Raw genomic sequence first — 12,754 nt, forward strand, 5'->3', positions numbered from 1 at the left:
TTAGAAAATTAAATAAACCCATTTTTTCACCACAATTAAAAAAAACAATTGATTTATTTATATATTGAATTATAATTATAATCTTATATTATTAAGTATGACTATTAGCTTAAGATTTAGATTATAATTATTGGATTATTTCTAATTCTAACTATTCTTAGTCTTTTTTGAATTTACTCTCTAAAAGGATAATTAATACAAAAGCTATAATAGCTAAAATAACACAAGGAATCCAAGAACCATTAATAGTTGTTGTAATTTTCATTATAGGTAATCTTAATGTTCCAAGCATTATACCAATTAAAAATGCCATTATAGCAGATTCATATCTTTCAAGTAAATAATTTAATAGTCTGGAAAATCCTAAAATTCCTATTACTGCCCCAATAGCAAATACTATAATTTCTATAAGATTTCTTGAATTTAGAGCATTTAACATATATTGATATTGCCCAAGAAGTACTAATAAGAAAGATCCAGATATTCCAGGTAAAATCATTGCACATATTGCTATAAGACCAGAAATAAATATTACAATTAAGCTATGGTTTGTAGCAATTGGATTTAAACCTACGAATATATATGAAAGAAGGATTCCAATTACTGTAATGATTATTAATTTAATGTTAAATCCATCTAATTTAGTGTATAATATATATGCAGAAGCGAATATTAATCCTAAAAAGAATGAAAAAGTATATGCAGTTTGAGTGTCAAGTAAATAATTAATAACTTTAGCTAATACAATAAATGCAATAGCAATACCTAATAATAAGGGAATAAACAGTTCAAAATCAATTTCTTCAATTAATTTTGCTTTAAAATCAGACATATTCCCTTTTAATAATGGTTTTAAAAAACTAAATTTTATACAGCTTATTGCATGTATTAATCGTTCATATATTCCAGTGATTAATGCAATTGTTCCTCCAGAAACACCTGGAACAATATCTGCAGATCCCATACATAATCCCCTAAGAAAAATTAAAATTAGCTCTCTTAAATCAAAATTCATAAAATTCCTCGTTTAATCTTTATACTATTAATTTAATTATTAAAATCAACTTTTAATTAATATTATTATATATTTTTATTTTATAATAAATAGATAACTAAAATTTAATTGATTTAAATGGATTTTTAAAAATTCAATAGATAAATACCATTCTTAACTTATTAAATTTTTAAAAATTCAATAGATAAATACCATTCTTAACTTATTAAGTTTTTAAAAATTCAATAGATAAATACCATTCTTAACTTATTAAATTTTTAAAAATCAATATATATTTTTTCTATTTAAAAAAATATTCTCAAATTATTATTATTTTTTAATATAAAGGCAATATTATACTAAAAGTATATATAATAAAAAATAGAAAAGTTAATACACAAGAATTCAATAAATAAAAAGTTCGTTTTATACGAAGAATTTATTTCAAAAAGGAGGTGCAAATATATCGGAAAAGATACATTTTACCCTGATTTTAGCATTAATATTCTTCTTAAGTATTAATCTAATATCAGCTAATGAAATAAATAACAATGATTTAACTAGTATTGATTCATCTGATGCAATAGATTTAGATTCAGTTGATGATACCAATTATATTTCATCTGATTTAACTGATAATCAAGTTAATGATGATACTTCAAATTCAGATAATTACAAATCAAATATTTTATCTGAAAGTCAATCAAGCACTGATAGAGAGACTTTAAGAGAAAATTCTTCTACAGAAATGACAGAACATTCTCTAAAAATCACAGAAAATGCTATTTTACGTAGCAGTGGTGAAAATAACAGTGCTATTAATCAAAATACAGATAATCCTAATATTACAAATACTTCATTAGGAGTATCTAAAGAAAAAACTAGTATTTCTCTAAAAAGCACATCTGTTTTAAGAGGTACAAGTTTATATGTATACTTAAAGGATAATGCTGGAAATCCTTTGTCTGGCAAAAATATTATATTAACTTTTGCAAATAAAAAATTTACAAAAGTTACAGACAAAAATGGTGGAATTTCTTTAAAAATAAGTTCTGCTAGTACAGGAAAATATGCTGTAAAAGTTAATTTTAATGGAGATAATGATTATTTCTCTTCTAATAAAGATTTTACAGTTAATGTCTATAGATTAAATACTAAGATAACAATTTCAAGCAAATCTATAGCAAGAGGAACTTATTTATATGCATATCTAAAAGACAGTTCTGGAAAAGCAATTTCAGGACAAAAGATAACAATAAAACACAAAGGTAAAACATTTAGAAAAACTACTAATAGTAAAGGTAGAGTAAGCTTAAAAATTAATTCACTATCAGGCAAATATTCTACTAAAATTAAATTTGCAGGTTCTACCTCTTATTTAGCAAGTAGTAATTCATTTACCATGAGTGTTTATAAGCAAAAAACAAATATTGCTGTTGATAGTACCTCAGTTGTTAGAGGTAAATATTTATATGCATATTTAAAAAATTCTAAAGGTAATCCATTAGCTTCTAAAAAAATAGTAATTAGATTTAATGGCAAACCTTTCTATAAAACTACTAATAAGGATGGCAGAGTTAGTCTTAAGATTAATTCAAAGGCAGGTTCTTATTCAACTAAGATCACTTATGCAGGATCTGGATACTATAAATCTAGTTCTAAATCCTTTAAATTAAAATCTTATATTGCAAAAACTAAGATTAATATTGAAAATAGTTCTGTAGTTAGAGGAAAATATTTCTATGCACACTTAAAAGATAGTTCTAATAAAGCATTATCTAATGAAAAAGTTGTAATAACCTTTGGTAGCACTAAATATAGAAAAACTACTGATTCCAAAGGTAAAGTAGGATTAAAGATTAATGCAAATCCTAATGATTATTCAGTTAATGTGAAATATGCTGGATCTACTAGTTATAAGTCAAGTAGTAAATCTTTAACTCTTAAAGTATTAACTAATGCAACTGCTAAAATTATTGTAAAATCTTCAACTCCTGGTGAATATACAGTTAAAATAACTGATATGAATGGTAATCCTCTTGCAAACCAAACTGTAACTATAACTACATATAAAGGTAATCAATCTGCAGGATCTGGAGTGGGAGTTACTAAAAAAACTATAGTGCTTAATTCAGATAATATTTACAATAAGGAAAAAGATATTAAACTTTTAAATGATATAGCTAGTATTCTTAAAAGTAATGGATATAACGTTATAGTTAATAAAGAAATAGGTCCTAATGCCCATAGTGGTTCTGATATTAAAGGAAAATACAAAAATTCCACTATATTTTGTATATTTAGTGGAGTTTGTGCTGGTACATTAGTAGATATGTCTGCTAATTGGTACAAATATTATCTTAATAAATATGATAACCAAGTTAAAATTGGTATTTTCTCCCCAACTACAAAAATTAATTTAGCTACTGAAGATTGGCTTAATAAAGCTCATGATGATGATTTCAGTGGTCTTACTGGGCTTGAAAATCCTGGAACTTACGTTAATAAAAATGGTATGGACTATGTTTATGGATATACTGCAAGTGAAATGGCTAATAATTTCCTTAAATATGCTGCTAACGGATTAAGTATTGGTAAAGATAATACTTTACCTTGTATTGTAGAAAAATATACTGTAACTACTGATGAAAATGGTTTAGCTACCATATCTGGATTAACTTCTGGAAACTATAAGATAACAACATCTTATTCAAATACTGCATTAGGTTATATTGCTGATACAGTTACTACAACTTTAAGTGTTTAATAAACAAATTTATAAGTAATATCTTTTTTTTTAAGATATTTACTTCTTTTTTTCTTTTTTTTATAAATTAAGTGATATATTTAGTCTACTTTTAAAAGAATCTAATTTTGATTACTAGTAACTATTAATATTAGAAAAACCATATATTTAATTAATATTTATTAAAATATTTAATAAATCAACAGTTAGTAATTTTAATTTTTATATGTAAAAATCAATTATACTTAACTATTTATTTGAATTATTATGGTGAATGATATGTTTTATAGTACAATTATGAAAATTGATTCTATTGATAGATTAAGAGATATTAGAGATGCTTTATTAGTAGAGCAAGGAATTAACCCTACTAGAAATGGAGAACAAGCTATACGTGTAGTGGTTGATAGAATTGATGAAATCCAGTCTACTTTAGATAAAAGAACTGGTACTATATAATCTATTAATAAGATAAATTTATAGGTTTTAAAAATGCCAATTACGTTAATTAGAAGTAGGAGAAGATTAATTAATAGCAGCACTTATAATTCTCCCAATCATAGAAGAAATAAAAAGTTATTAGCTAATAGTCAAGCTCAAAGAGCTCAAAGAAACAGAGATAAAAAAAGAGCTTTATTAGATAAACTTAAAAATAAAAATAAACCTAAAGCTAAAAAAAGACCTAAAAGATCTAAAATGCCATATAGGTTTAAGTATTATCAATTCCAAGATTATAAATTTAAAGAAGAAATTGAAGAATTAGAAAAATTAGAATAAAATTTATTTTTATATTTTCTTTAAATTTATTCTTTACTATTTTTTTAAAATTTCATTTTTCAATTTTTATTAAAATTTTATTTTTTACTACTTTTTAAAAACTTCATTTTTTTAATTTTTATTAAAATTTTATTTTTGCTATTTTTTAAAGTTTCATTTTTTTAATTTTTTTCTGAAATTTTAATTTTTTAAAAATTGTATTTTAAAAAATCTATTTTTAATTTTTAAAAAAGAAGTGATTTTTAAAATCTACTTCGTTAAACTGTAGTATAACGAAGTAAAACTTTTTTATCAAAATTTAATCTTCAAAAACATCAAAAAATAACAAAATGATATATATGTAACTATAACATTTTACTATTTTAGAGCATTTTTGATTTTTTTGATGAAAATTTTAAATTTACACTTGAAATCTAACCATAATACTTTTTTATAATATTTTAATAAAATAGTTTTATTATAGAGAAAATATTTGATTAAATCAAAACTTTTATTCTAGATTTCTAAGTAATTGTTTTTATTAATTAAAACTATTTTTCAAGATTTGAATAAATGTTTTTATCATTAAGGACAGTTAGTAAATAATGATACAAATTTTTATGAAAATGAGATTCATATTCTTCATGATCTTTTTTGATAAATTTTCTTTTTTTAAAAAATTAAAAATTTCATTAATTATCAGAATTTATAATTAAAAAATTTGAAAAATATGAATTCTATTAAAAATAATACTTTTTAGATTAAAATTATTACAATTTAAAGTAATACTTTTAATTAATTTTTTATTAATTATTTAATACTAATTATTAAAATTTTATTACTTTTCTCAATTAGAAAATAATAATTTTTATCCAGTTTTTATTACTTTAACCGAATATTAAGTAATATCTTTTATTGAATTATTATTAATTAGAAAAAATATCAAGTAATAATTATTTATAAAAAGTATTAAATTAAATAATAATTTTTATAAAAAAAGTAATATAATTAATTATCCTATTAATTAAGATGATGAATAATTATAAAATTAGAAAATTATCAAAATAAATAAAATTAAGGGAATTTTAAACTTAAAAAAGAGAAAATAAACTAATAAATATAGAAAAATAGAAGAAAATACCATAAATTAATCAATAGATATATATCAGTTTGTTTAAAAATAGATGTTTAATAAAAGAATTAATAATTTAAAAGAATAATACTCTAAATTTAATAGAAAAAATAAAATTAATAATTTAAAAGAATAATACTCTAAATTCAATAGAAAAAATAGATTAGTAAAATAAAATTATCTAAATTCTATTTTACCATTATTATTAATTAAAATTCCTTTTCCGATCATTGCATCAATCACTAATGTGATTTTATTTGAAGTCTTCTTAGATGTAGATTTAAAACCAAATGCTCTAGAGACTTTTTTAGCTAAATCATTGACTTTTAAGGATTTTTCAAAGCTTAAAACTAAATCGACAGCTTTTTCTATTTCAACCTCTGAAATTAAATCTATATTTGGTTTAACTCTTTTTCTTAGCTTTATAGAATCATAGTCCATAAATAAGAAATCATTTTCTCTGATTAAATTAAGATGAGCCTCATTACGATTGATTGCTTCAAATATTGCATTTTTAAACTTAGTACCTGCACGAGATAATCCACAACTTTCTCTTAATCTACGAATAACTATATCTACATGAACAGGCCCTTCTACAGCTACTATATCCATAACAGCAGTTGCCAATTTCTTCTCATCATCGTAAATTTCAGATGAACTTTTGATAATTATATCTTGAATTTCACTATATTCTTCAATATAATCATTTAATTCACCAGATGGGGTTAATCTTGTATTATCTACAGCACTAAGAACATTAGCTTCTTTATTTCTTTCATTTTCTAAATCTTGATAACCTTGTCCGATATCACTAATAATATCCTCAAATAGATCATCATCAATTTCTATACCATCAATCAAATCTTCACTATCTGAAATAGATTCATTTATATTAGGTTGGGATGAGTCTATAGGGACAGTATCTTCTCTAAACTCAGATAAAGCCTCTCTGCTATCTTGATAAATGGTATTTTCCTGATTAGCAGTTGAATTAATAGGAATTATAGCTTCATTTTCGATTTCCATATAATCATTTTCAGAAAATTCAATATAAGAATCATCATCAGTAGCACTATTTGTGTATTCTTCAATTTTATCTAAGTATTCATGCTTTTTAGAATTAAATAATGATTGATGATTATCTTCTGAAGTGGAACTATTATCATAAGTCTTTTGATACTGTGAATTATATCTTTCTTCAGAATAATTATCATTATAATACTCTTTATTTTCATACGGATTAGTTTGAGAACCTTCAGCTATTACTGTTTCGTTATAAGAATCGTTGGGGTCTTTAAAGAATTCATCATCTGCAGAGCGATCAATAACATAAACCATTTCTCTTTCAGAAGGATTTTCTATTTCATCCATTGAAGCTTTTAAGTAAAGCATTTCATTTTTAAGACTATTTACAGTTCCTGCAATGCCAATTTTATTCCTATCATCGTTTTTTGGATACTGAACAGCATTCTTTTTAAGAGCATTTTCAATTCCTACAGCACTATAATAATAAGGATTATTAGAATCAGTTGAATCTGATTTGGGACTTTTATTTATCTTTTGATTTAGATTAGATTCTGAATAATATTCATGAATAGAATCATCATCTTCATTAGATAGATTCTTTGATTTTCTTTTGTCCTTTAATCCATCATGTTCATTTTCTTTAATAGGAGATATATAATCTAGATTCTCATCATAAGAATTGATTTGATTATTTCTCTTTTCAGCACTAATAGGAACAATAACATCTGGAGATTCATCAAAAGATTCTTCTTTTTTCTTTCTTCTCGGAGCCCTATATCCTCTCATATTTTCATTACCTTCAGATTTATTATTATTTAAATATTCATTATTTATTTCTTCTAGTATATCTTCTGAAGTATTTTCTATACTTCCATGATTATTATTTATAATATCTTCTTCATAAATATTTACATTTTCATTTACATCAGTATTAGTATTATTATTAGTATTATTATTAGTATTATTAAGATTTAATTCATCTGTAGAATTAACACTTATTTCTTCTATCAATTCTTCATTTAGCTCTTTTTTAGGTTTTTCTTTGATATTTTCTTCTTTAGAAATATTTTTAGGCTTTTTATTTACTTGTTCGCTTTGAACTTTTTGATGTTTTTTACTAGATTGAGAATCATTGTTTTGGAAATTAATAGATATCTCATCACCAATATCCTTTAACCTATTCATTAAAGATTTAGCTTTATTATTCTGACTATTCTGATGATTTATATCATTTGCATGATTTATATTATTTTTATTTTGTTTATTATTTAAATTATATTGCTTAGTTTCATTAGACTTTGATAAATCATCTTTTAGTTTAAATTCCCCCTCAACTATTCCAGAATTATCAAAAGATTTATCTTCATTAGAATTTTCATTAATTGCTTTAGATTTTTCATCAAAATCAGATAGATTATCATTTTCTTCTTCTTTTTCTTCTTCGTTAAACTCTTTAAATTTATTGTTATAATCATTGGAATCATCAAGAGTTGAAGAGTTTTCTAAATCAGATGAATTATCTATTTCACTAGAATCATCCTCATCTGAATTATCATAATCATTTATATCATTAGAATCATCATTATATGAATCATCATAATCATTTATATCATTAGAATTATCTATATTACTAGATTCATCTATAGCATCAGAATTCTCATCATAATCAGAATTTTCATTAAGATTTTTATTTAATTCCACATCATAATCAGAATTTTCATTAAGATTTTTATTTAATTCCTCATCAAAATCTTCTAAATATCTATTAATTAAATCATCTTTTTCTCTATCTTTTGGTGATTTTTCTTTAATTTCATTTATCTGGTCTTTCTTTGTTTTATCATTATCAATACCATCTTCACTACTATTATCAAGAACAACTGTAGTAACTGGATTGATCTTCATTGATTCAACATCACTAATCTTTTTCTTTAAATTTAGAACTTTAGTATTAATTATAGTTGATTCTATACTTTCTAATAATTTAGCTCTTGCTAAATCCCTATTTCTATACCAATCTGTAGACCAAATATGATAAATATTCCAACCTAAACCATTTAAAACTTGTTCTCTTAATCTATCCCTATCTCTAGCTACTTTACTAGAAGCATAATTATTGCCATCACATTGAATACCTAAAATATATTTTCCAGGATTATCAGGATCTATGATTGCTAAATCAACTCTGAAACCTGCACAACCAACTTTTTTATCAACTTGATAACCATTTTCAGATATGAAATTATATATAGCATCCTCAAATGGAGCCTCTTCATATTCCTCTTCATCAATGAATTGATTAAGTGACAAGCTTTCAGCATATTCTAAGAAACTTTGTAAGGATTTTACACCGAATGGTGGATTTGCAGTTAAATGAATGTCATGGGCTCTAAAATTAGTAAATACTACACATTTTTCTCTTGCTCTTGTAATAAGTACATTCAAACGCCTTTCTCCTCCATCTTGGTTTAAAGGACCAAAGTTTAAAGACATTTTTCCTTCTGTATCATATCCATATCCAACACTAATTAATATAACATCTCTCTCATCTCCTTGAATAGTTTCAAGGTTTTTAACAAAGAACCTTTCTTCCCTTTTATCAGAGAATAATGGTTCAAATTCAGGGTGTGCTTTCCTTTCAATCTCCAATTCTTCTAAGATTGCATTTTTTTGAGCAACAGAGAAAGTACCTACACCTAAACTCTTTTTATCACCATGTTTTTCAAAGTGTTTAAATATTTCCTTAACTAGATCTTTTGCTTCAAGTGGGTTAGCAGAACCTTCACCTCTATGATATGCAGTATTGGGATTATAATGGAATTTTAAACCTAATTCTAAATCATTATGGGAGGGAGAAGGATAAACTAATAATTCATTATCATAAAATTCTTTATTTGATATATTAATTAAAGACTCATGACGGCTTCTATAATGCCATTTAAGCATTTTAACTGGGAATGATAATTTACACAAATGAAGAATGCTTTCCATATCCAATGCTGTAGCAACTTCTTCTCCACTTTCACTATCAGTCATTTGATCAAAGAAGCTTGTTGGAGGTAATTGTTGAGTATCACCCATAACAACTGCTGTTTTACCTCTCATAAATGCACCTAATGCATCCTCAGGTTTAACTTGACTTGCTTCATCAAAAATTACAACATCGAATTCTAATTTTGGATTAGTAGGATCAAGATATTGTGCAATTGATAATGGACTCATCATAAATACTGGTTTAATCTTTTTAATTGTTCCTCCTGCCTTTTCAAGAAGAGTTCTAACAGGTAAATGACCACTTTTTCTTGTAAATTCCCCAGCTAATACTTTAGCTTCAGGATCATTTGTAGCACCATATATTTTAGGGATTTGATTATTTAATTTATTAAATATTCTTTTTCTATTAAGGTTAATGATTTTTCTATCTAAGTCTTTAAATTCACCAATACGATTTTCATGCAATTCTCCAATAAAGGTTGCTAAAGTATCATTTTCATTAAATACAATATTAAGTAAACTATCAGCAAAATTACCTAGAACTAAGGGTTTTACATCATCTTTTTTAATATTTCTTTTTTCAATAGCCTTAATAAATAATGATGCCTCTGTATTCATACATGCTTTTTTCGTATTTGAATACTGTGACCACAAGTGAAGACTTGATAATTGCCCTTTCCATTTGTTTAATTGGTTTTCCCATTTATCAAATGGCACATCTTCCGTTTCCTTTTTAAAGATAATTTTACTTCTTGGATTTAATTTAGATTCTAATTTTTTAAGATTTTCATAGAATTTATTACCTTTTTCAACATATTCCTCTATACCTGAATCAATACTATTATGTAAAAGCTCATTTGAAAGTATTTTAACAGTATTTTTAGTGAAAGTACCATTAGATATAAGATAAACAAATTTATTCATCCAATTTGCAACTTGTTTTAATTCATTGATATCTGCATTTTTACTCCATAAATCACCAAAATATGCTCTAGCAATTTCTTCATTATCTTTTAGGCTTTGTCTAATTTTTATATGATTACGTACTTTAATTAAATCATTTAAAGCCTCTTTATCACTAGGAACATTAGCATTATAAAGTTTATAAAGCTCTTCTTTATGAGAATTTCCACCAAATAAACGGAACTTTTTATTTAAATCTTTTTCTAAATCAAAGATTATCCTATCTAAATCTGCAAGAAGTAAATAATCTGTAAATTTATTAAATAATCCTGAAGCATGCTGATAATGCTCTAGCAATCTAATCAGTTCTAAAGATTTCTGAGGATTATTGAACCATACTTTAGAAAGTAAAATAGAACTGTCTACTAAGTTAGCACTTTCACTATTTAAAATATTTAATGCTGTAATTGAATCTTCATATTCTTTTAGAGTATTTGGTATTTTAATACCATAAATTTCATTGATTATATCCATTTCAAATCTAAAGTTAGCTAAAGACTCTAAACTATCTCTAATTAATAATTCTATTTCTCTTAGATCTCCAGGAAGTAAACTTTTTGGATTACAGTAACTCCAAGGATTATTCTTAGAAATAGTTGAATATAGTTCTGCTAAATTCTCTAATGATATGATTATATCATCTAAATCTTTTATTGATAAATTTTCAGCATCATTAAATCTAACTAACGGCAATAATTTATTTTTACGAGCGAAATAATCTTCTGAAGACTCTTTCATACCATATAATTCAAATGGGCTAAGATTTACCTTAGCTACTGGTGAATGAATAATCTCGGCATATTCATCTAATTGATTACGTAAATTTTCAAGTTTTCTAAGAGTTTGATCTAGTTTTAAATCTCTTGTTGCTCTTACATTAGTTGCTTTTTTAAGATTTTTTAATAATTGTTTCCTTCTTGTTTTATGGGAATGTAGCTCCAATACAAATTTTCCAAGACCTACACTATCTAGCCTGCTTTTTACAACTTCCAATGCAGCCATCTTTTCACTAACGAAAAGAACTGTTTTACCTTCAGCAATAAGCTCAGCTATTAAGTTTACGATAGTTTGTGATTTACCAGTTCCTGGAGGACCTTCTACAACTAAGTTATGACCTGCTTTTACATTTTCTATTGCTGCAATTTGTGAAGAATCTGCATCTAATACCTGATACATAGTTTTATAGTGTAATTTTTCATCAACATCTTCTTCTTCAAAGGTATCGTCATAAACATTTTTGCTAGGATTAAATATAGCTTGAATCAACTCATTTTTAGTTAAGTCCACATCTTTATGCCAACTTTCAGGATTTAAGTCATTATACATAACAAATTTTGTAAATGAGAAGAATCCTAAAGCTACATCATCTTTTATATCCCATTTGCCAAATGCTTTAATTGCCTTTTTAACCTCTAGTAAATATTGATTTACACCTTCAATATAAGATGTTTGCTCAAATTTAGGTAATTCAATACCTGCTTCACGTAATTTAGCTTGTATAGAAATATTATTTTGTATATCTTCCCCAGTCCAAGATAAAGAAAAGGAATTTCCTACTTTCTTACGTTCCATAGCTACTGGAATAAGAATAAGGGGAGCTAAATTCTTTTGTCTTGGCTTTTTCTTATCAACCCATTCTATAAAACCAAGAGCTATATAAAGAATATTATAACCTTGTTCTTGAAGCATAGTTTTAGATTGCTGGTCAATATAAAATAATCTTTTCTGAAGCTCACTTGGAGTTAAATTAGCTTTTAATGTTTTATCTGTTTCTGAGGATAAAAATTCTTTAGTTTGGTCAATGAAAGCATGAGCTTTAGATTTTTTAGTCTCTTTTTTATTAGCAGAGAAATACATTTTTTTATTTTCTAAAACAAGGATTTTATATACATTCATAGGTGATTGATTGATAATATTGAGATTCCTATTTCTTGCTTTAAAACTAAGAAGAGGGTTTCTTAAAGTTAAGTCTAAGAGTTCTTTTCTTAGATTCTTAAACTCCTTCTCAATATCTTTATTAGATATAGTGTTATTTTTTGATGGTGTTCTAAATTGCATAGTTATAATCCCTTACTTTAGAATTTTAAGAATTTTTTTAATACAATATTATTTATATTTATAGTAATTTATAAAGTTTTGTAAA

The 12,754-nt window shown here is 24.7% G+C and carries 6 protein-coding genes; 3 read left to right on the top strand and 3 right to left on the bottom strand.

Translation table 11 applies throughout. The annotated features are described in order from the left end of the window. Nucleotides 1-157: 157 nt before the first annotated feature. Both BM020_RS02440 and BM020_RS09545 read right to left on the bottom strand, forming a co-directional pair. On the bottom strand, nt 158-964 hold the full coding sequence (locus tag BM020_RS02440; protein ID WP_067146419.1) for a DUF368 domain-containing protein: 807 nt from the start codon (nt 962-964) through the stop codon (nt 158-160). Between the two features lie 474 nt (nt 965-1,438). Next, on the bottom strand, nt 1,439-1,606 hold the full coding sequence (locus BM020_RS09545; RefSeq protein ID WP_158499592.1) for a hypothetical protein: 168 nt from the start codon (nt 1,604-1,606) through the stop codon (nt 1,439-1,441). Between the two features lie 136 nt (nt 1,607-1,742). On the opposite strand from BM020_RS09545, the gene BM020_RS02445 reads away from it, so the two are divergent. From BM020_RS02445 to BM020_RS02455, 3 genes are all read left to right on the top strand, one after another. Beyond that, nucleotides 1,743-3,761 carry an Ig-like domain-containing protein gene (locus tag BM020_RS02445; protein ID WP_074798064.1) on the top strand — a complete coding sequence of 673 codons (2,019 nt, stop codon included), beginning with the start codon at nt 1,743-1,745 and terminating at the stop codon, nt 3,759-3,761. 258 nt (nt 3,762-4,019) lie between these two features. Further along, nucleotides 4,020-4,199, top strand: coding sequence for a hypothetical protein (locus tag BM020_RS02450; protein WP_067146423.1), 180 nt, complete (start codon nt 4,020-4,022; stop codon nt 4,197-4,199). A gap of 33 nt (nt 4,200-4,232) precedes the next feature. Then, on the top strand, nt 4,233-4,517 hold the full coding sequence (locus BM020_RS02455) for a hypothetical protein (RefSeq protein ID WP_067146426.1): 285 nt from the start codon (nt 4,233-4,235) through the stop codon (nt 4,515-4,517). Between the two features lie 1,288 nt (nt 4,518-5,805). On the opposite strand, the gene BM020_RS02460 is transcribed toward BM020_RS02455, so the two are convergent. Next, nucleotides 5,806-12,669 (bottom strand): DUF3320 domain-containing protein, encoded by a 6,864-nt coding sequence (locus BM020_RS02460; RefSeq protein WP_074798065.1) that lies wholly within the window; start codon nt 12,667-12,669, stop codon nt 5,806-5,808. Nucleotides 12,670-12,754: the final 85 nt, after the last annotated feature.

The sequence above is a fragment of the Methanobrevibacter olleyae genome (assembly GCF_900114585.1).
Taxonomy (GTDB): domain Archaea; phylum Methanobacteriota; class Methanobacteria; order Methanobacteriales; family Methanobacteriaceae; genus Methanobrevibacter; species Methanobrevibacter olleyae.